Here is a 19,652-nt window from a genome sequence, read left to right as displayed (position 1 = left end):
CTTCGCAGGTGCAGCATCAGACGAGAACAAAACGCGCTTTCCCGCGGATTCCGTGGGCCTCCAACAGAAACCGCAGCGAATCGGCCTGCCATCGCCGGGGCACCCCGCCAAATGTGAGATTCGATGGGCATTCCCGGCTTCGCCAAGAGTCCGTCGTCAGAATGTCATGGTCCGGCGTAACATCCGCCCAGGATTCCCGGAGGAATGCACAAAATATGGTCACCGCTTCGGTGCCGCGCGTCTATGGGCTGGACGCCATTTGCGCCGCCGCCCTCCAGGCCGGCGGCGAGGACTCCGCACAATTTGCGCGCAGGCTGTTCGGCCGGCTGTCCGACAAGGACCTGGCCGCCGCGCCCGCGGATCAGCGGGGCGCGGCCGCGATTTCCCTGCTGGCCTTCGCCCGCCGCCGCCTGCCGGGCGTCGCCAAGGTCCGCATCTTCAACCCGTCCCTTGCCGACCACGGGTTCGAGAGCCGTCATACGATCGTGCAGATCGTGAACGACGACATGCCGTTCCTGGTCGATTCGATCGCCAACGAATTCAATCGCCGCGAGATCGCCGTGCATCTGCTCGCGCATCCGGTGATGGCGGCGCGCCGCGACCTCGACGGCGACCTGGTGGGAATTGCCCTCGAGGCCGGTGAACGGGCGCGGCCCGAATCGATGATGCACATCGAGATCGACCGACAGACCGATCCGGTGCTGCTCGACGAGATCGCGGCGGCGCTGACGCGCGTGCTGGCCGAGGTACGGCTGGCGGTCGACGACTGGCGTGCGATGCGCCGCGCCTGCCTCGACGCCATCGCCGACCTGGCACCGGGCCGCGCACCGGGCCTCGCGGAGTACGAGGACTTCCTGCGCTGGCTCGAGGCCAACCACTTCACCTTCCTCGGCCATCGCCGCTATCGCTATGTCGAGGATGCGAGTCAGCCCGCCGGCCTGCGCTACGAGCTGGTGCCAGGATCGGCGCTGGGCATCCTGCGCCGCGACGAGGTCCGGCTGTTCGGTGTCGGCGTCGGCAGCGGCGAGGCGATGGCCCGCTTCGCCCGCGGCCCGCACAACATCCTGATCGTGAAGACCGACCGCCAGTCGCTGGTCCATCGCATCGGCGCGATGGACTGCGTGATCGTGAAGACCTGCGACGCCGACGGCAGGGTCACGGGCGAGCATCGGCTGGTTGGCCTGTTCACCTCGGCCGCTTATCACGCCGCGGTGCATGACGTGCCGCTGTTGCGCGGCCGGGTCGAGACGCTGCTGCGCCGCTCGGGCTTCGACCGCCACGGGCACGACGGCAAGACGCTGCTGGCGATCCTCGATTCCTATCCGCGCGACGAACTGTTCCAGATCGACGAGGAGACGCTCTACGACCACGTGCTGGGCATCCTGCAGCTGCAGGAGCGCCGTCGCGTGGCGTTGTTCTCGCGCCTCGACACGGTCGGACGCTTCGCGACCGCCCTGGTGTTCGTGCCGCGTGAACGCTTCGGCGCCGCCCTCTCCGATCGCTTCGCTGCAATCCTGGAGACGGCCTGGAACGGCGAGGTGGCGTCGGTCGCCACGTCGGTCGGCAGCGGTGCCGCGCTGGTCCAGTCGCTCTATACGCTGAAGCTGCGCGCGCCCGAGCAGGCCGGCCCCGACCTCGCCGCCCTCGAGCGCGACCTGGTCGAGGCGGCGACGTCATGGAACGACAGGCTGCGCGCGGCCCTGCAGGACAAGCTCGGCGAAGCCGAGGGCCGCGCGGCTGCCCGGCGCTGGCGCGGCTGGTTCCCGTCGGTCTATCGCGAGACGTACGACGCGGCGCAGGCGCTGCGCGACATTGAGCAGTTGCAGGCCTTCGCGGACGGCGCGGGATTCGGCGTGCAGGTCGGCCGGCGGACTGGCATGCCGGCGCATCGCTTCGCGCTTCGGCTGTATCATCCGCGCAAGCCCGTCGCCCTCTCCGATATCCTGCCGCTCGCCGAGAACCTCGGACTGCGCGTCATCAGCGAAACGCCGTTCCTGCTGCGCAAGGACGGCGGAGACGACCAGGCGTATGGCGTGGCGATGCAGGTGCTGAGGGTCGAGACCGCGGACAAATCGCCGGTCGATCTCGCCGCGTCGGGACCACGCTTCATCGAGGCGCTGGAGAAACTGCGCGCGGGCCTGCTCGAGAACGACGGGCTGAACCGGCTGATCCTCGGCGCCGGCCTCGCCTGGCGCGAGATCGCCATCGTGCGCGCCTATGCGAAATATCTGCGGCAGGCCGGCATCCCGTTCAGCCAGGAATACATGGAGCGCGCCCTGGCGGCCTATCCGAAGGTCGCGCGCCTGCTCGTCGACCTGTTCATCGCCCGATTCGATCCGGCGCTGGGCGAAGCAACGTCCGATGACCGTATCCGCAGGATCGCTTCAATCGACGCGGACTTCGCCTCTGCCCTCGAAGCCGTCACGACGCTCGACGAGGACCGGATCCTGCGGCGCTTCCACAATGCCGTGACCTGCACCTTGCGCACCAACTACTGGCAGGCCGCCGGCACCAAGGACTGGATCTCCCTCAAGATCGACAGCCGCGCCATCGACGAGCTGCCGGCGCCGCGCCCCCTGGTCGAGATCTTCGTCTACAGCCCGCGCATGGAAGGCATTCATCTGCGCGGCGGCCGGGTGGCGCGCGGCGGCATCCGCTGGTCCGACCGGCGCGAGGATTTCCGCACCGAGATCCTCGGCCTGATGAAGACGCAGATGGTGAAGAACGCCGTCATCGTTCCCGTCGGCTCCAAGGGCGGCTTCTACGTGAAGCAGCCTCCCATCGGGGGCACTCGCGAGCAGGTCCAGGCCGAAGGCATCGCCTGCTACCAGACCCTGATCCGCGGCCTGCTCGACATCACCGACAACTATGCCGCCGGGGCCGTCGTCTCGCCCGCCGACGTGGTCCGCCACGACGGCGACGATCCCTATCTCGTGGTCGCCGCCGACAAGGGTACCGCCACCTTCTCCGACATCGCCAACGCGCTGGCGCGCGACTACGGCTTCTGGCTCGACGACGCCTTCGCCTCGGGCGGCTCGGCGGGCTACGACCACAAGAAGATGGGCATCACCGCGCGCGGTGCGTGGGAATCGGTGAAGCGCCACTTCCGCGAACTCGGCCAGGATATCCAGACCACACCGTTCACGGTGGCCGGCGTCGGCGACATGTCGGGCGACGTGTTCGGCAACGGCATGCTGCTGTCGCCACACATCAAGCTCGTGGCCGCCTTCGACCATCGCCACATCTTCATCGATCCCTCGCCCGATCCCGCGACCAGCCTGACGGAGCGGCAACGGCTGTTCGCCCTGCCGCGCTCCTCATGGATGGATTACGACAGGAGCCTGCTGTCGGCGGGCGGCGCGATCTTCGACCGCGCGGCCAAGTCGGTGGCGCTGTCGCCCGAGGCACGCGCCGTGCTGGGCATCGACCAGCCCGCCATGGCGCCGCTCGATCTCCTGCGCGCCATCCTGACGGCGCCGGTCGACCTGCTCTATTTCGGCGGCATCGGCACCTACGTGAAGGCATCGGGCGAGACCAATGCCGATGCCGGCGACCGCACCAACGATTCCATCCGCGTCGATGCCGCCCAATTGCGCGCGCGGGTGATCGGCGAAGGCGCCAATCTCGGCTTCACGCAACGCGGCCGGATCGAAGCGGCGCTGGCCGGGCGCAAGATCAACACCGACGCGCTCGACAATTCGGCGGGCGTCGATACGTCCGACCACGAGGTCAACATCAAGATCGCGACCGGCGGCGCCATCGCCTCGGGTGCGCTGGCCGCCGACGAGCGCGACGCGCTGCTCTTCTCCATGACCGACGAGGTCGCGAGCCTGGTGCTGCGTCACAACTACCAGCAGAGCCAGGCGGTCAGTGTCGCCGAGGGCCAGGCGGCCGAGGAGCACGACCGGCTGGAGCGCTTAATGCGCGGACTGGAACGCAAGGGCCGGCTCGACCGCACCGTCGAGTTCCTGCCCGATTCCGCCGCCATGCGCGGGCGCGCCCAGAACCGCCAGCCGCTGACGCGGCCCGAACTCTCGGTGCTGCTGGCCTACGCCAAGATCGACCTCAACGAGGAGATCCTCGCCTCCGGCCTGCCCGACGATCCGCGCCTGGAAGAGGAACTGCTGCGCTACTTCCCGACGGCCCTGCAGGAGAAGTACCCGGCAGCCCTTCGGGGTCATCGCCTGCGCCGCGAGATCACCACGCTGCAGGTCGTGAGCTCGCTGGTCAATCGATGCGGGCCGACCTTCGTGCACACGGTGGCGCAGCGGACCGGCGCCTCGGCGGCTGCCATCGCACAGGCCTTCACGGTCGTGCGCGACGCCTGGAAGCTGCGCGACCTGTGGGCCGACGTCGAGGCACTCGATCCCGCGCTCAAGGCCGCGGCGCAGGTGCGCATGCTGACCGCTTCGCAACGCTTCGTGCTGCGCGGCGTGCAATGGGTCCTGCGCCGCCTGCCGCAGCCGCTCGACACGACGGCGGCAACGGCTCAGCTCGGCCGCGCCGTCGCCGAGCTGGGCGACCTGCCCGCGGATCTGGTGGGCGAGGCCGAGGGCGCGGCGCTGGGCGAACGCTCCGCCGCCCTCGAGGCAATGGGTGCGCCGGCCGATCTCGCGCGCCGCGCCGCCGCTCTCGAAACACTGGCCGCCGCCGGCGACCTCGCTCTCGCGGCAGAAGCCAACGGGTGCACGATCGGCAGCGCCGCGAGGCTCTATTTCCGGCTGGGCGAGCGGCTGTCGCTCGCGCTGCTGGCCAATGCCGCTCTGAAACTGCCGCGCGAGGGGCTTTGGCCCTCGCAGGCGGCACTCGCCCTGCAGGACGAGCTGGCCGCACTCCATGCCGATTTGCTGCGCTCTGCCCTGCGCGCGAGCGGCGGCAGCGACTGCGACCCCGACACGGCCCTCGCCGCCTGGAGCGAACCGCGCAAGCTCGCACTGGAGCGCGTGGACAGGCTCCTGAAGGAGGATCTCGCCGCGGCCGGTGCGATCGACCTTGCGATGCTGTCGGTCGCCACCGCCGAGCTGCGGACCCTCGTCTAGCGACGGGACGACGCGACCGGCCGGTCGGGGAGCGCGTAGAGCACCTCGACCAGCCGGCGCAGGTTGACCTGTACGGCGCGCTCGTTGGCGAGGACCAGTCGCGTGTTGTTGTCGATCGCGTCGTCCAGGGTCGCGGTGCCGGGCGTCGCGAGCGAGGCGTCGTAGACCACGGCCCCCGTGACCGTGTCGGTGAGCCGGTAGGCGACCACCGCCTCGACGGTCATGCCGTAGCCCGCGAAGGGCCTCTCGAGCTTCGCCAGCGTGGCGTCGAGCCGGTAGCGGCCGCCGGCGGCCTGGCCGAGACCGGCATTGGCGAGTGTGCTCACCAGCGAGGCCTGGAATTGGGCGTTGTCGATCCTGGCTGTCCAGAGCGGCGAGACACCGCGACCTCCGGCGACCGGCGCGGCGGTGATCGACTGGCGATAGGCCGGTGCCGGACCGGGCGCCAGCCCCGCGAGATCGGGCACCATCGCCGAAGGCTGCACGGGCGGCGGGGCGCAGGCGCCCAGCAGCGCCATCGCGAGGGCGGAGGCCACGAGGGCTCGACGGTGAGCGTGCATCTGTCTTCTCTCAGAGGCTCTTGAGGAACTCTATCAGCAGGCCGTTCACCTCGGCCGCGCGCTCCTGCTGCACCCAGTGGCCGGCTCCCTCGAGGATGTGGCTGCCGCGCAGGCCCGGCAGGGTCGTCGGATAGGCATCGAGCTGGCTCTTGGCGGCGGGGAAACGCAGCACGCCGTCGCGGCTGCCGGCGATGAACTGCGAGGGCTGGCGGATCGGCTGGCCTCGCCACGGACCGCTGAGTTCCCAGTTGCGCCGCAGGTTGCGATACCAGTTGAGCCCGCCGCGGAAGCCCGCGCGGGCGAACTCACCGGCGTAATAGTCGAGGTCGGCATCGCTCAGCCAGGCGGGCAGCGCCTCGGGCGCGACGGTGTTGGCCAGCAGCGTGCCGCCGGTGAGCCGGCCGAACCCCTTGTCCTTCTCCAGCATCTCGCCGCTGGCGGTGTAGTAGAGCTTGAGCAGGGCGCCGCGAATGTCCTGCTGAAGCTCGGCCTCGGCGACGCCGGGCTTCTGGAAATACTGCAGGTAGAAGTTGTCGATGCCGAGCTTCTCCAGGGCCGACAGGATGTCGACATATCCCGGCGGCGCATAGGGCACGCTCATGGCCGAGACGGCGGTGAAGAGATCCGGCCGCCACAGGGCGGCATGCCAGGCGACGGGCGCGCCCCAGTCATGGCCCACGATGACCGCCTTGGTCTCGCCCAGCGCCTTCACCAGCTCGGCCATGTCGCCCACGAGATGGAAGAGCGTGTACTGGTCAATCGGCTCCGGCGACTGCGTGCCGCCATAGCCGCGCATGTCCGGCGCCACGGCGCGGAAGCCCGCCGCGCTCACCGCTTGGAGCTGATGACGCCACGAGTACCAGCTCTCGGGCCAGCCATGACAGAACAGCACCAGCGGACCGGTCCCGGCCTCGGCGTAGCGCATATGGATGTTGTTGGCGGTCGTCGTCTTGAGCGTGACGCCCGGCAGCGGTGAGCTGGTCATTGTGGTTTCCTCCGAGGAGGTCACCCTAGCCTGACGCGTCAGCCGCGCAAGTGAACCGGCCGTGACAGGCGCGCACGCACCGAGGCTCGCGAACCGAAGAGCAGCGACAGGAGAAAAAAGAAGCTGGCGAACAGCACGATCACGGGGCCCGATGGCAGGCCGGCGTGGAACGACACCAGCAGGCCGACCGCCGCCGAGGCGAATGCCATTGGCGCCGCGACCAGGCTCATCGACCAGACCTCGCGCGCCCAGAAGGAGGAAGCGACGGCCGGCAGCAGGATGAGCCCCAGCGCCATCAAGGTCCCCAGCGCCTGAAAGCCCGCCACCATGTTCAGCACGGCGAGCGACAGGAAGAGATAGTGGTAGAGCGAGCCGCGCACGCCCATGGCGGTGAGGAAGCCCGGATTGAAGCATTCGACGACCAGCGGGCGATAGATCGCGGCAAGTCCGGCCAGGGTCAGCGTCGCCGTGGACACGACGAGGATCAGCGCCTGCTCGTCGACGGCGAGAATCGCGCCGAACAGGATGTTCATGAGATCGACCGCCGAGCCGCGCAAGGAGACGATGAGCACACCCAGCGCCATCGCCGTGAGATAGGCGGCGGCGAAGCTCGCATCCTCGCGCATGCTGGAGAAGCGCGCGATGATGCCCGACAGCAGCGCCGTCGCGACGCCGGCGATGAAGCCACCGAGACTCATCGCCGGGAGCGACAGGCCGCCGATCAGGAAGCCCATCGCCGCGCCTGGCAGCAGCGAGTGAGCCAGCGCATCGCCCATCAGGCTCATGCGCCGGAGGATCAGGAACACGCCGATCGCCGAGCCGCCGATCGACAAGGCAAGGCTTGCGACCAGCGCACGGCGCATGAAGCCGAAATCGGCGAAGGGCGCGATCACATACTCATAGAACATGACGTGAAACGATCGATCAGGCGCTGAGCCGCATCGGCGCTTCGCAGGCGCCGGCCTGGTCGTCCCAGGCCTCGGCCATGGCGCGGGCGCGCAGCAGGTTCTCAGGCGACAACACGCGTGCGGTCGGGCCGGCATCAACCAGCTCGCGCGCCAGCAGCAGCGCGTGCGGGAAGTCGCGACGGACCTGGTCGAAATCGTGCAGCACGGCGACGACGGTGCGCTTCTCCTCCCGCCAGCGGCGAATCACGACCATCAGATCGGCCACGGTCTTGCTATCGATGGCGGCGAACGGCTCGTCGAGGAGTACGAGATCGGCATCCTGCAGAAGCAGGCGCGCGAACAGCACGCGCTGGAACTGGCCCACCGACAGCGTGTCGATCGGACGCCGCTCGAATCCGGAGAGACCGACCGCCTCGATGGCGTGCTGGGCATCGTGCAGATCGACCGGTTGGGCGGCCCTGAAGCCGCCGAAGCGCGACCAGCGGCCGAGCAGGACCGTGTCGAGTACCGAGATAGGGAACGATCGATCGACCTCGGCCTGCTGCGGCAGGTAGGCGATGCGCCGGGCCGTGCATTCGATGCGGCCCTCCATACGCGGCGCCAGCCCCAGCAGGGCCTTCAGGAGCGTGCTCTTGCCGGCGCCGTTGGGGCCGACGATGGCGGTCATCTCACCGGCCGGAATTTCTGCCGACACGTGATGAACCGCCGGGTGCCGATCGTAGCTCACGGTCAGGTCGGTGAGGCGTAGCGCGGCATCCATGGCGGGCCTACAGCGCCCACCAGGCGCACAGCCACAATACGGCCGAGAGGCCCAGCGCCGCCGCGATGCGGGCGGGAGCGCTCATGGCGAGCAGGGTCGTCCCGGGAGAGGTCGGTCGGTGCATGCGAACCGATTGTTATAATATTACCCTCAAGGAGTCCATAAGGGGGCGCCAGCCCAACGTCACCGGCTGGTGAGCGGTGGGTGAGCGATTGTTGATTGGCAGGCCGGGGACAGCGCGCGCATCTTGTCGGCCATGTCGCTTCCCCTCCTTCCCCGCCGCAGATCCCTGCTGGTCGGTGCCGCCGCGGTCGCGGCCGGCCTGTCGCAGGCGGCGTCGGCACGGCCGACCGGCGAAGGTCCATGGGCGGTCGAGCTCTTCACGTCGCAGGGCTGCAGTTCCTGCCCGCCGGCCGACGCTCTTCTCGGCCGCCTATCCATGCGGCCCGACATCGTCGCCCTCGCCTTCCATGTCGACTATTGGGACTATATCGGCTGGAAGGATCCGTTCGCTTCGCGCGACACCACTGAACGCCAGCGCGCCTATGCCCGCGTGCTGAAGCAACGCTACGTCTATACCCCCGAGATGGTGGTCGACGGCATCGGCCACGACACCGGTCGTGATCGCGCACCCATCGAAGCCCTGCTGGCCAGAGCGCAGGCCCAGTCGCCCCGGCGGGCGACCCCCACGCTTTCGCGAGGCGTCGGCGGTCCGCTCACCATCAGGCTGGCCGCCTTTCCGCTCGACGGCCGCAGCGCGGACGTAACGCTCGCCATTTACGACCGCCGGCACACCACGCCGGTGAAGAGCGGCGAGAACCAGGGCCGCATGATCGAGAACTTCAACGTGGTGCGGCAGCTCGAACTCGTCGACCGGTGGGACGGCACGGCAAGGGACTGGACGATCGCCGGCGATCGCATCGGCCCCACGCAGGGTGTGGCGGTCCTGGTGCAGCAGACCGACCACGGTCCGATGATCGGCTGCAACAAGCTGGAACCCGCCTACTCGGGCTGAGCCGCGAGCCCGGAACCGTCTGCCTTGCTTCCGCCGCGCCTGCGGGCGAAGGTGCCGCCATGTCGCTTTCCGGCGCCTCCGGCCGCCTGACCGCCGTCCTCGGTCCCACCAACACCGGCAAGACCTATCTCGCGATCGAGCGCATGCTCGGCCACGATTCGGGCATGATCGGCTTCCCGCTGCGGCTCCTGGCGCGCGAGAACTACGACCGCATCGTCAAGCTGAAGGGTGCCGCCCAGGTCGCGCTGATCACGGGCGAGGAGAAGATCGCGCCTTCCAGCGCGCGCTACTTCGTCTGCACGGTCGAATCGATGCCGGTCGACCGGCCGGTCTCCTTCCTGGCCGTCGACGAAGTGCAGATGGCGTCCGACCCGGAGCGCGGCCACTTCTTCACCGACCGGCTGCTGCATGCGCGCGGCCTGAACGAAACCATGCTGCTGGGTGCCGACACGATCCGCCCGGTGCTGAACCGGTTGCTGCCCGACATCGACGTGGTGGCACGCCCACGCTTCTCCAATCTCACCTATGTCGGATCGAAGAAGGCGACGCGCCTGCCGCGCCGGTCCGCGGTCGTCGGCTTCTCGGCCAACGAAGTCTACGAGATCGCCGAACTGATCCGCCGCCAGCGCGGCGGCACGGCGGTGGTGATGGGCGCGATGAGCCCGCGCACGCGCAACGCACAGGTCGACATGTTCCAGTCCGGCGAGGTCGACTACCTCGTGGCGACCGACGCGATCGGCATGGGACTCAACATGGACGTGAACCACGTATGGTTCGCGTCGTTGCGCAAGTATGACGGCCGCAGCTCGCGACCGCTGCGAACCGGCGAGCTGGCACAGATCGCCGGACGCGCCGGCCGCCACATGAACGATGGCACGTTCGGCACGACCGCCGGCGTGAGCGGGCTCGAGCCCGATGTGGTGGAGGCGATCGAGAACCACCGCTTCGATCCGCTGCGTGACCTCCAGTGGCGCAACAGCGAACTCGACTTCCGTTCAGTCCAGACACTGATTGCCACGCTGAACGCCAGTCCGCCGCATGCCGCGCTCCAGCGCGTGCGCGAGCAGGACGATCAGCTCGCTCTGCAGACCCTGGCCATGCACTCGGCGTTTTTGCCGCGTCTGCACTCGCCCCGGCGGGTCAAGCTCCTGTGGGAGGTCTGCCAGGTCCCCGACTTCCGCAAGACGATGACGGAAGAGCACACGACCCTGCTCGGCCAGATCTTCGGGCATCTGACGCAGGGTGGGGAAAGGCTGCCGGAAGACTGGATCGACAGCCATGTGAAACGCCTGGAGCGATTCGACGGCGACATCGACACGTTGATGGCAAGGATCGCACACGTCAGGACCTGGACCTATATTTCACACCGGCCAGACTGGATTCAGCGGGCGAGCCATTGGCAGGAACGCGCGCGTGCCATAGAGGATCGGCTTTCCGACGTTTTGCATCAGCGTCTCACGCAACGGTTTGTCGATAGACGCGCGGCGTTGCTTGTACGAAGATTGCGTGATGAGGGTGAAATGAACTCGACAGTCGCCGCTGCAGGCGAAGTCACCGTTGAAGGCGAGCATCTCGGGCGCATCGAAGGCTTCCGTTTTGTGCCGGATGCAACCGAAGGACAGGCCGACCAGAAGGCGGTGCTGAGCGCGGCCTTGCGCGTGCTGCGCCAGGATCTGCCCGATCGCCTGCAGGCCTTCGTGAACAGTCCGGACGGCGAGATCGTCTTCGACGGCCAGCTGCGCGTCTGCTGGGGCGGCGGTCCCGTGGCGCGGCTATTGCCCTCGGGCGACGTGCTGGCGCCCAAGGTCGAGGCCATCGCCTCCGATCTGCTCGACGGCCCGGCCCGCGAGGAAGTGCGCAAGCGTGCCGCGACCTGGGTGGAAACCCGCATTCGTCTCGGCCTCAGCGAATTGATGGATGCACGCGCCACGACCGAACTGCCGGCCGGGGCGCGCGGCGTCATCTTCCAGCTCTGCGAGGGCCTCGGCGTCCTGCAGCGCCGCCCGGTCGAGGAACAGCTCGCCCAGCTCAGCGACGAGGATCGCAAGGCGTTGGCCCGTCTCGGCGTCCGCATCGGCGTCTTCTCGCTGTACTTCCCCAGCATGCTGAAGCCGGTGCCGATCCGCCTGCGCGCCGGCCTCTGGATGGTCGCCAAGGGCCGCGAGACGATCCCGACGCTGCCCGCCGAGGGCCGCACGTCGATGGACCTGCCACGCGACGCCGAGCGCGATTTCTACGCCGCCATCGGCTACCTGCCGCTGGGCGACCATGCGATCCGCGCCGACATGGTCGAGCGCCTCGCCGCCATGGCGCGCGCCGCCGTGCGCGAGAGCCGCGAGTCGTCGCGCCGCTCGCAGCAGCAGGACAGACCGGAAAAGAAGCCCGCCGCCCAGCCGACGGGCACCGCGCCCGCGATCCCCGCACCGGCGACGGCCGAGGAAATCAGCGAATGGGCGATCGTCGCCGCCGCATTCGGCGAGACGGAACCCGCACCGGAGCCGGAGACGGCGCCGGAAGCCACCGCTCACGAGCCTGTCGTCGCCGCCGAGCCGGCCGTCGAGCCTGTAGCGGAGGCCCCCGCCGCCGAAGCAGTGGTCGAAGCCGCCCCTGGGGCCGAAATGGCTGCCGCTGAGGAACCCGTGGCCGAATCGCCGCCGGGCGAAACGGCGCCGGAAGCAGCGGCCGAGGATGCGCCCCCGCCGGTCGAGGACGCCGCTCCCCGGGCAGAAACCACGCCGGCCAAGAAGGAGCCGCGGCCGTTGCCACCGGGCTGGTTCCGCGCGACGCCGCAGATGATGTCGCTGGTCGGCTGCTCCGAGCCCGAAATGGCCAACGTGCTGCGCGGCCTCGGGTATCGCGTGCATCCGCCGTCGGAAGAGAACGGGCCGCTCCACGCCTTCTCGATCAAGCCGCGCTTCGTGCGCGAGCGCGAGGAGCAGCGTGATCGCCAGCGCCAGCAGCAGCGTGAGCAGCGCGACCAGCGCCGCCGCGACCGGCCGGAACGCCCGAACGAGCGCCAGTTCTTCGCCGACACGCCACGCCCGCCGCGCGGCAGGGACGACGGTCCGCGCAGTGGACCGCGTCCCGGCGGCGGTCAACGTGCCGACGGTCCGCGGCCCGAGGGGCCGCGGCAGGATCGCAACAAGGATGGGCGGCCGCCGCAGGAGAATCGCGGGCGCGACGACCGGCGTGGCCCGCGTCCTCCGCGGCGCGACAGCGGTGGTCCGGCCTTGCGGCTCTACGCGACGACCGAGACCAAGGGCGATGCGGCAGCCGATTCGCCGTTCGCCAAGCTGCTCGAACTCAAGCTCGGTGGAAAGAAGTAACCACCCCGTGACGCGCTGACGCGCCATGCGGCTCGACAAGTGGCTCTGGCATGCACGCTTCTTCAAGACCCGTACACTGGCCGCCCGCTACGTCGAGAAGTCGCGCTGCCGGATCGATGGCCGGGCCGTCGAGAAGCCGCATGCTGCCGTCGTTCCCGGCATGGTACTCACCTTCGCGCTGGGCCCCCAGGTGAAGGTGGTGCGCATCATGGCCCTGGGAGAGCGGCGCGGTCCGGCGCCGGAAGCACGGACGTTGTATGAAGAGATCGACCCGACCTAAATGACGCCCCTCCATCGCCAGCCTTGCGTCGCCGGGGCCCGCGCGTTAAGCAGCCGCCGCTCGTTCCTGGAGCCTTTATGACCTATGTCGTTACCGAAGCTTGCATCAAGTGCAAGTACATGGATTGCGTTGAAGTGTGCCCCGTGGATTGCTTCTACGAGGGTGAGAACATGCTGGTCATCAATCCAGACGAATGCATCGACTGCGGCGTGTGCGAACCCGAATGCCCGCCCAACGCCATCCTGCCCGATACCGAGAAGGGCCTGGAGAAGTGGCTGGAGCTGAACCGCAGCCTGTCGGTTTCTTGGCCGAACATCACGCGCAAGGGGGAAGCCCCCGCGGATGCGGAGCAGTACAAGGACGAAAAGGACAAGTTTGAGAAGTATTTCAGCGACAAGCCTGCCGCCCGCTGAATTTCCCTCTTACAAGTCTCTTATTGTACCTTTTGCAATAGTCATGCAGTTTCTGCATGGCTAGACCGTTGCTGAAATGCAACATAAAGCGCGACTCTGCGCTTGATTTCTGCTATTCATACTCCCGCTGGAAGCGGTCCGGGGTCCGGTCCGCCGCTGGCTCGGTGTCCGTGTCGGTATCCGAAAGAAACTTACCGATGCTTGGGACGCCGGGCCGAATGCGCAGGGGAGCGTATGCGGTGGGTCGCGGTATCGCAGAAAGCGGGGCTGTTGTGAAGGGACTAGACGATATGGCCAAGCCGAAGAAGGCGCCCGTCAAGGCGAAGGAATTCGCCTTCGAGAAGGGCGATTTCGTGGTGTACCCGACGCATGGCGTCGGCCGCGTGATTGATATCGAGGCGAAGGAGATCGCGGGTCACAAGCTCGACCTGTTCGTCATCTCGTTCGAGCAGGAGCGCATGATGCTGCGCGTTCCGGTGGCCAAGGCGAAGATCTCCGGTCTGCGCAAGCTGAGCTCGCGCAAGATCATGGAAAGCGCGCTGGTGACCCTGAAGGGCCGCAGCCGCGTGAGCCGCGCCATGTGGAACCGCCGCGCCCAGGAATACGAAGCCAAGATCAACTCGGGCGACCCGGTGTCGATCGCCGAAGTCGTGCGCGACCTGCATCGCAATGCCGGCCAGCCCGACCAGTCCTACAGCGAACGGCAGATCTACGAAGCCGCTCTGGACCGGCTGGCCCGCGAGCTCGCCGCCGTCGAGCGGATCGACAAGGATCTCGCGACCCAAAAGCTCAACAGCGTTCTGCAGAAGGTCGCCTAGGCGGTTCTGTCACGGAATGAGATAAAAGGCGGCCGACACTCCACTGTCGCGCCGCCTTTTTCATGTCCGCCTGTTAGAGCCCTTCCTGATTCATGAGCAAAGTCGCCTCGATCGCCCGCCTGCGTGACGGCGGTACCACCTGGGCGCTGGGGTCCCTGAAGGGCGACGACACGGCCCTGGAAAGGCTGGGTGGCGCCCTGATGCAGCGCTGGCACCCCGGCGACCGGCTGGTCGTGCTGGGCAACATGCTGGGCGCGGCCGGCAACACGCCCCGCACGGTCGACCTCATGCTACTGCTGCGCCGCCGCCTGCTGGCGCGGCCCGGCGCCGAGGTGGAGGATTTCGTCTTCCTGCGCGGGCCGCAGGAAGAGATCTGGCACAAGGTATTGCAGCTCCAGTTCGCCCTGGCGCCGCTCGACGTGCTCGACTGGATGCTGTCGCGCGGGCTGGACGCCATCATCGAGGCCTATGGTCATTCGATCGCCGAGGGCCGCATCGCCAGCCGCAACGGCTCGCTCGCCATCGCCCGCTGGACGTCGGGCCTGCGCGAGCGCCAGGCCGCCCGCCCCGGCCATAGCGATCTGCTGAACGCCCTGTCGCGCGCGGCCCTCAGTGCCGACGGACGCCTGGTTTTTGCCGCCACGGGCGTCGATCCCGGTCGCCCGCTCGATGGACAGGCCGATGCCTTCTGGTGGAGCACCCAGACCGATTCGGCGCTCGACGAGGCGCTGGGCAGGGCCCGCGACGGCGGCTGGCCCGACATCGATCGGATCGTGCGCGGGACCGGCCCGTCGAAGAACGTCGCTCAGGACACGGGACGTGTGCTGACCGTCACGCGCGACACGCCGGCGCTGGTGGCGCTCGATGCCGATGGCGCGGTGCTGGAGCGGATCGAGCCTTAGGGCTGAGCTTCGCTCAGCCCTAAGGCTGGACGATCTTGATCTCGGATCGGCTGCCGAGGTCGGCCGGCATCTGCGCCGCATTGAGCACGAGCAGGCGCTCCATCCGGAGATCGGGATAGGGCATCCGCGCCGCGAGCTGCGCCGGCGTCGAGCCCGCCGGCGAGACGATGCGCAGCCGGTAGGGCTGCAGAGCCGCCGCCTCGGCCGGCGTGAGGGTGCGGAACGTCCGCGCGGCCCGGATCATCGCCTCGATCTGCCGGTCCTGGTCGGCGCCCTCGCTCACGAGGGCGAAATTGCACACCCGGTTGCCGTCCCGGATGGCGACGTAGCGCGCCTGGCCCAGGCCGGTGTCCGAGCCGCGCGGCCGGGCGCCCATCGCCGCCTCGCTGCCATTGATCTCCAGGGTCTGGATGTCGGTGGGCGTGGGCTTCAGCTTGTTGCGCATCCAGTCGTCGAGCGGGCCCGACACCGGTGTGGGCAGGCAGGAGAACAACATCAGCGAGCGGTCGCGGTTCACTGCCACCACACCATCGCTGTCGTTGAACAGCCGGAAGCCAGGCGGGGCGGTGAAAGAAAGGCGCAGGGTCGGATGCAGGAACGACCGGCCGCGGATGAAGCCCTCGCTCGGCGGATCGTCGACCGACATGCCGTCGATGGCCGCGAAGTAGCCCTTCTCGTTTGATTCGCCGGGCGCGTTTGCGAGCGGCAGGGCGGCGATCGCCGAGGTGCGCTCCACCGGAACCGGATGGGTCGACGCCGCGCTCGGCCGGTCGCCGATATCGGGGGCCTCGCCCATGATCTGGGCCTCCAGCGCGCTCTGCCGGCGAAGCCGGTCGATCAGGGAGGCCATCGCATCGCCGCGATACCCCGCCTTGACGATGTAGCCGAGGGCCAGCCTGTCGGCTTCGAACTCCTGTTCGCGCGAGTAGCGCCGCAGGGCGAGCAACCCGTCCTGCGCCACCGCACGGCCGACGGTGACCGAGCCGCTGGTGGCGGCCGCCTCGACCGCCGCATCGAGCACGGTCTGGCGGACGCGCGCGCGCTGCGCGGCATGGCGCCGCACCAGATGGCCGAGCTCGTGGCCGATCGCGGCGGCCAGTTCGGCCTCGTTCTCGAGCAGGGCCAGGAGGCCGCGCGTGACGAAGATGTAGGACTGGACCGCGTGCGCGTTGGCGACCGGCGAATCCAGCACGACGAAGCGGAAGCCGCCGACGCCCGCCGCCGCGACCACGCGCTGGCCCACCCGGTCGACATAGGCCTGGAGGGCGGCGTGCTGATCGGCCGGGCCGACGAGCTTCTCGATCTCCCGCGGCAGGACAATGGTTCCGCGTCCGGTCGCCGCAGCCGAAGCCGCTGTGACCGGCGGCGCTCCGGCCGGCGTGCAGGCCCCGATACTGGCCACGACGCCAGCCAAAAACGCGACCAGCGCCAGAATACGGCGAACTTCCACGGCCCCTCCTCGGACACCTCGACCTTAGACGCTCGGTGGACGAGGCGGCAATCGCCCCGGGAGGCTGGCACGAAGGCCGCCGCTATGGCACTGATGCCCCAAGGACAATCGCATGCCGCGTTCAGAGACTCCGCTCCGTTCCGACCTGTTCCCCGAAATCTCGCCCTACGCCAGCGGCATGCTGGCGGTCGACGGGCGGCACACGATCTATTGGGAACAGAGCGGCAATCCCGAGGGCGTGCCCGTCGTCTTCCTGCATGGCGGGCCGGGCGCCGGTTCCGCGCCGGTCCATCGCCGTTTCTTCGATCCGCAATTCTATCGCATCGTCGTGTTCGACCAGCGCGGCTGCGGCCGCTCGATGCCGCTCGGCGAACTCCACGACAATACGACGGGCCATCTCGTGGCCGACATGGAGAAGCTCCGCACGCATCTCGGCATCCCGAGCTGGCTGCTGTTCGGCGGTTCGTGGGGCAGCACGCTGGCGCTGGCCTACGGCCTCACCCATCCCGAGCGCGCAACCGGCTTCATCCTGCGCGGCATCTTCCTCGGCGCGCGGCCCGAGATCGACTGGTTCCTCCACGGCATGCGCACGATCTTCCCGGAAGCCTGGCGCGATTTCGCCGAGCACCTGCCGCCCGACGAGCGCGGCGACCTGCTGGGCAACTATTACCGCCGCCTGATCGATCGCAATCCCGACCTGCACCGTCCGGCGGCGCGCGCCTGGAGCCGCTACGAGGCGGCCTGTTCGACGCTCTATCCGACGGTGCGTGCGCCGTTCGAGACCGACCATGGCGGCTTCGCGCTCGCCCTCTCGCGCATCGAGGCTCACTACTTCGCGAATGGCACCTTCGTGCCGGAAGGCTGGCCTTGGTCCGATCTCGGCCGCATCCGCCACCTGCCCGGCACGATCGTTCAGGGCCGCTACGACATCGTCTGCCCGCCGGTGACTGCCGATGCGCTGGCCCGCGCCTGGCCCGAGGCGCGCTACGTCGTCGTGCCCGATGCCGGCCACAGCGCGCTGGAGCCCGGCATCCGCGCCGCGCTCGTCAACGCCACCGAGAGCTACCGGCTGTCAACCAGCGACACCGAACTCTTCGCACCCCGATTTCCATGGGACGCCTGAGCTGAGGGCGATTCGCTCCCGGCCATGAAACCTTGCGTCGAGCGGCTGCAGCGCGCTCCCTCGCCGTCTTGACGGCCGGCCGCAACGGGTGGAATGACCTTGCAACGAAAGCGGGGAATCAAGCCTCCACCAAAGAGATCGAGGGACGAAACGAGATGAACTTCGAATTGCCGCCGGAGCAGACCGGTGCCGCCGCCTGGTACGGGCCCGAGATCGCCAAGCGCACCGACTGGCAGATGCCGCTCAGTGGCGCCGAGGTGGCGGAAATCGAGGCGGCAACCCGCGCCCTGGTGGCGCGCGATGCCGATATCGCGGTGCTGAAGCCACAGGATTTCCCGCTGCCCACCCTCGGCCCCAAGCTCCGGTCGCGGGTCGACGACGAGGTGCTGAACGGCCGCGGCTTCCTGTTGTTGCGCGGCCTGCCGGTCGAGCGCTGGTCGATCCGCGAATCGGCGACGGCCTTCTTCGGCCTGGGCGCCCATCTCGGCAGCGCCCGCTCGCAGAACGGCAAGGGCCATGTGCTGGGCCACGTCCAGGATCTCGGGCTCGACGTGAACGATCCCAACGTACGCATCTACCAGACGCACGAGCGGCAGACCTATCACACCGATTCCTGCGACATCGTCGGGCTGCTCTGCCTCAAGACCGCCAAGTCGGGCGGCCTGTCGGCGCTGGTGAGCTCGACCACCATCTTCAACGAGATGCGCCGACGCCGGCCCGACCTGCTGAAGCTGCTGTTCCAGCCGATCGCCACCGACCGGCGCGGCGAGGTGCCGGAGGGCCAGAAGCCGTACTTCGAGATCCCGGTGTTCAACTGGCACCAGGGCTACCTGACGGCGATCTACCAGCGCCAGTACATCGACTCGGCCCAGCGGTTCCCAGACGCGCCGCGGCACACGCCGGAACTGGTCGAGGCGCTCGACATGTTCGACCAGCTGGCCAACGATCCGGCGCTCAACATCTTCACGGAGTTCAAGCCGGGTGACGTGCAGCTCGTTCACAACCACACGATGCTGCACGACCGCACGGGCTTCGAGGACTGGCCCGAGCCGGAGCGCCGCCGCCACCTGCTGCGCCTGTGGCTGGCCGCCGAGCGTGCCCGGCCGCTGCCCGAGATCTTCGCCCAGCGCTACGGCCAGGTAACGATTGGCGACCGCGGCGGAATCATCGTGCGCGGCACCCGGCTGCAGGCCCCCCTGCAGGCGGCCTGAACCAGTTGACCGGGAGCGGGGTCGTCCCTAAGTGAAGGCCGCTTCAAGAGACCAACATACAAAGGGACAACACATGGCCAGCGATCCAACCGCGGGCGGCGCCCCGGCGGATATGCCGGTCGACCCCGACAATCTCGACATTCCGCCCCGGCCGGAAAGCGCTGCCGAATGGCAGCGCCTCGTCGAGCAGCTCCAGGCCGAGAAGGCCGACCTTCAGGACAAACAGCTCAGGGCCCTGGCCGAGGCGCAGAACGTGCGTCGCCGGGCCCAGCAGGATGTCGAGAAGGAGCGCAAGTTCGGGGTCGAACGCTTTGCCCGCGACGTGCTTTCGGTGGCCGACAATTTCGGCCGCGCTCTGTCGGCCCTGCCGCCGGACCTCGGCACGCTGGACCCGGCGCTGCGCAACGTGATCGTCGGCATCCAGGCGACCGACCGCGAGCTCCAGTCGGTGCTGGAGCGCCACGGCGTCACCCGGATCGAGAGCCTCGGCAAGCCGTTCAACGCCGAATTCCATCAGGCCATGATGGAGGTCGAGAATGCCGACGTGCCGCCGGGCACCGTGGTGCAGGAGCTGATCCCCGGATACCTGATCGCCGGCCGCCTGCTGCGCGCGGCCATGGTCGCGGTGTCGAAGGGCGGCCCGCCTGCCAGTACTGAGAAATAGGACGGGCCGACGCGCTGTCAGCCCGCCTCTCGCGAATCCGCCGGTAGTGTCGAAAACGGCGCTTTCCGGCGGAGATTTTGGTCCTTAGGTCCATTGTAGGCAGCCGGATAGGACCTATATAGCCCCTGTCCTGACCCGGGTTTTCCGGCAGGTAACATTCATACGGGGGTCGATCGGGTGCCTTTGGGGTCCGGCCGA

The 19,652-nt window shown here is 68.6% G+C and carries 15 protein-coding genes; 10 read left to right on the top strand and 5 right to left on the bottom strand.

The features are described from left to right. Positions 1-215 precede the first annotated feature (215 nt). Positions 216-5,039 carry an NAD-glutamate dehydrogenase gene (locus Q0Q48_RS04315; RefSeq protein WP_295134545.1) on the top strand — a complete coding sequence of 1,608 codons (4,824 nt, stop codon included), beginning with the start codon at positions 216-218 and terminating at the stop codon, positions 5,037-5,039. On the opposite strand, the gene Q0Q48_RS04310 is transcribed toward Q0Q48_RS04315, so the two are convergent. The 4 genes from Q0Q48_RS04310 to Q0Q48_RS04295 all read right to left on the bottom strand — a co-directional run bounded on the left by Q0Q48_RS04310 (position 5,036) and on the right by Q0Q48_RS04295 (position 8,252). Then, positions 5,036-5,575 carry a hypothetical protein gene (locus tag Q0Q48_RS04310; RefSeq protein WP_295134542.1) on the bottom strand — a complete coding sequence of 180 codons (540 nt, stop codon included), beginning with the start codon at positions 5,573-5,575 and terminating at the stop codon, positions 5,036-5,038. The genes Q0Q48_RS04315 and Q0Q48_RS04310 overlap by 4 nt on opposite strands. A gap of 34 nt (positions 5,576-5,609) precedes the next feature. Continuing rightward, positions 5,610-6,524 (bottom strand): alpha/beta hydrolase, encoded by a 915-nt coding sequence (locus Q0Q48_RS04305; RefSeq protein WP_295135208.1) that lies wholly within the window; start codon positions 6,522-6,524, stop codon positions 5,610-5,612. A gap of 98 nt (positions 6,525-6,622) precedes the next feature. Then, on the bottom strand, positions 6,623-7,492 hold the full coding sequence (locus Q0Q48_RS04300) for a metal ABC transporter permease (protein WP_295134539.1): 870 nt from the start codon (positions 7,490-7,492) through the stop codon (positions 6,623-6,625). A gap of 16 nt (positions 7,493-7,508) precedes the next feature. Beyond that, entirely contained in the window at positions 7,509-8,252 is a 744-nt protein-coding gene (locus Q0Q48_RS04295) for a metal ABC transporter ATP-binding protein (RefSeq protein ID WP_295134536.1), read from the bottom strand. Positions 8,253-8,508: 256 nt separating this feature from the next. Between Q0Q48_RS04295 and Q0Q48_RS04290 the strand changes: the two genes are divergently transcribed. The 6 genes from Q0Q48_RS04290 to Q0Q48_RS04265 all read left to right on the top strand — a co-directional run bounded on the left by Q0Q48_RS04290 (position 8,509) and on the right by Q0Q48_RS04265 (position 15,006). Beyond that, the gene (locus Q0Q48_RS04290) at positions 8,509-9,267 is read left to right on the top strand and encodes a thioredoxin family protein (protein ID WP_295134533.1); all 759 of its coding nucleotides are present in this window, start codon (positions 8,509-8,511) and stop codon (positions 9,265-9,267) included. 59 nt (positions 9,268-9,326) lie between these two features. Further along, a complete protein-coding gene (locus tag Q0Q48_RS04285; protein ID WP_295134531.1) occupies positions 9,327-12,593 on the top strand; it encodes a helicase-related protein in 3,267 nt (1,088 codons plus the stop codon). Between the two features lie 25 nt (positions 12,594-12,618). Beyond that, on the top strand, positions 12,619-12,873 hold the full coding sequence (locus tag Q0Q48_RS04280) for an RNA-binding S4 domain-containing protein (RefSeq protein ID WP_295134528.1): 255 nt from the start codon (positions 12,619-12,621) through the stop codon (positions 12,871-12,873). 77 nt (positions 12,874-12,950) lie between these two features. Next, entirely contained in the window at positions 12,951-13,286 is a 336-nt protein-coding gene (fdxA, locus tag Q0Q48_RS04275) for a ferredoxin FdxA (protein ID WP_295134526.1), read from the top strand. Positions 13,287-13,576: 290 nt separating this feature from the next. After that, positions 13,577-14,104: a CarD family transcriptional regulator gene (locus Q0Q48_RS04270; protein ID WP_295134523.1), complete on the top strand. Its 528-nt coding sequence runs from the start codon at positions 13,577-13,579 to the stop codon at positions 14,102-14,104. 92 nt (positions 14,105-14,196) lie between these two features. Then, a complete protein-coding gene (locus tag Q0Q48_RS04265) occupies positions 14,197-15,006 on the top strand; it encodes a hypothetical protein (RefSeq protein WP_295134519.1) in 810 nt (269 codons plus the stop codon). Between the two features lie 19 nt (positions 15,007-15,025). Here the strand turns inward: Q0Q48_RS04265 and Q0Q48_RS04260 are convergent, their stop codons facing one another. Further along, the gene (locus Q0Q48_RS04260) at positions 15,026-16,456 is read right to left on the bottom strand and encodes a M48 family metalloprotease (protein ID WP_295134517.1); all 1,431 of its coding nucleotides are present in this window, start codon (positions 16,454-16,456) and stop codon (positions 15,026-15,028) included. A 112-nt stretch (positions 16,457-16,568) separates the two neighbouring features. On the opposite strand from Q0Q48_RS04260, the gene pip reads away from it, so the two are divergent. From pip to Q0Q48_RS04245, 3 genes are all read left to right on the top strand, one after another. Beyond that, positions 16,569-17,579 carry a prolyl aminopeptidase gene (gene pip / locus Q0Q48_RS04255; protein ID WP_295134514.1) on the top strand — a complete coding sequence of 337 codons (1,011 nt, stop codon included), beginning with the start codon at positions 16,569-16,571 and terminating at the stop codon, positions 17,577-17,579. A gap of 155 nt (positions 17,580-17,734) precedes the next feature. After that, entirely contained in the window at positions 17,735-18,790 is a 1,056-nt protein-coding gene (locus tag Q0Q48_RS04250) for a TauD/TfdA family dioxygenase (protein WP_295134512.1), read from the top strand. A 73-nt stretch (positions 18,791-18,863) separates the two neighbouring features. Then, the gene (locus Q0Q48_RS04245) at positions 18,864-19,454 is read left to right on the top strand and encodes a nucleotide exchange factor GrpE (RefSeq protein ID WP_295134510.1); all 591 of its coding nucleotides are present in this window, start codon (positions 18,864-18,866) and stop codon (positions 19,452-19,454) included. The last annotated feature ends 198 nt before the right edge of the window (positions 19,455-19,652 follow it).

The organism is uncultured Reyranella sp., assembly GCF_945957355.1.
In the GTDB taxonomy this organism is placed as follows: domain Bacteria; phylum Pseudomonadota; class Alphaproteobacteria; order Reyranellales; family Reyranellaceae; genus Reyranella.
Note: the sequence above shows the minus strand (reverse complement) of the source record. Positions and strands in the feature narration are given on the sequence as shown.

Coding starts and splice junctions, on each gene's coding strand:
- Q0Q48_RS04315 (WP_295134545.1), top strand. CDS start 216: ATGGTCACCGCTTCGGTGCCGCGCGTCTATGGGCTGGACGCCATTTGC.
- Q0Q48_RS04305 (WP_295135208.1), bottom strand. CDS start 6,524: ATGCGCTACGCCGAGGCCGGGACCGGTCCGCTGGTGCTGTTCTGTCAT.
- Q0Q48_RS04300 (WP_295134539.1), bottom strand. CDS start 7,492: ATGTTCTATGAGTATGTGATCGCGCCCTTCGCCGATTTCGGCTTCATG.
- Q0Q48_RS04295 (WP_295134536.1), bottom strand. CDS start 8,252: ATGGATGCCGCGCTACGCCTCACCGACCTGACCGTGAGCTACGATCGG.
- Q0Q48_RS04290 (WP_295134533.1), top strand. CDS start 8,509: ATGTCGCTTCCCCTCCTTCCCCGCCGCAGATCCCTGCTGGTCGGTGCC.
- Q0Q48_RS04285 (WP_295134531.1), top strand. CDS start 9,327: ATGTCGCTTTCCGGCGCCTCCGGCCGCCTGACCGCCGTCCTCGGTCCC.
- Q0Q48_RS04280 (WP_295134528.1), top strand. CDS start 12,619: ATGCGGCTCGACAAGTGGCTCTGGCATGCACGCTTCTTCAAGACCCGT.
- fdxA (WP_295134526.1), top strand. CDS start 12,951: ATGACCTATGTCGTTACCGAAGCTTGCATCAAGTGCAAGTACATGGAT.
- Q0Q48_RS04270 (WP_295134523.1), top strand. CDS start 13,577: ATGGCCAAGCCGAAGAAGGCGCCCGTCAAGGCGAAGGAATTCGCCTTC.
- Q0Q48_RS04265 (WP_295134519.1), top strand. CDS start 14,197: ATGAGCAAAGTCGCCTCGATCGCCCGCCTGCGTGACGGCGGTACCACC.
- pip (WP_295134514.1), top strand. CDS start 16,569: ATGCCGCGTTCAGAGACTCCGCTCCGTTCCGACCTGTTCCCCGAAATC.
- Q0Q48_RS04250 (WP_295134512.1), top strand. CDS start 17,735: ATGAACTTCGAATTGCCGCCGGAGCAGACCGGTGCCGCCGCCTGGTAC.
- Q0Q48_RS04245 (WP_295134510.1), top strand. CDS start 18,864: ATGGCCAGCGATCCAACCGCGGGCGGCGCCCCGGCGGATATGCCGGTC.